Raw genomic sequence first — 383 nt, forward strand, 5'->3', positions numbered from 1 at the left:
TCAGCTGGAAGTTGAAGGTGAGGTTGGCATCACCTTCTTTCGCGGCCTCGGCAGTGACGGCCACGGTGGTGGTGTCGATCGTGTCTTCGACAGCAACAGTGGTGGTCGCGCCGGTTAGATCAACGGCTTCGAAGTTACCGCCGTTGACCGCAGTGACGGTTGCAGTGACTTCGCTGCCGTCTTTGTAAACGTCTTCAACGTTGGTATTCGGAACCAGCAGAGTACCTTTGCCGGAAGCATCGATATCAACGGTGTAGTTTGTGCCACCGACGTTGACGGTCAGGGTAGTGGTGCTACCAGCCTGCGGCGGATTGCTGAGCTGGAAGTTGAAGGTGAGGTTCGCATCACCTTCTTTTGCTGCTTCGGCAGTGACGGCCACAGTC

At 56.4% G+C, this 383-nt stretch carries 1 protein-coding gene; it reads right to left on the minus strand.

Annotated elements, in window-relative coordinates:
* Positions 1-383, minus strand: a 383-nt coding sequence (locus ACQZ2L_RS25085) for an immunoglobulin-like domain-containing protein (protein ID WP_430328318.1), incomplete at both ends; no start/stop codon positions are given.

It is taken from the genome of Pseudomonas shirazensis (assembly GCF_050496565.1).
In the GTDB taxonomy this organism is placed as follows: domain Bacteria; phylum Pseudomonadota; class Gammaproteobacteria; order Pseudomonadales; family Pseudomonadaceae; genus Aquipseudomonas; species Aquipseudomonas shirazensis_A.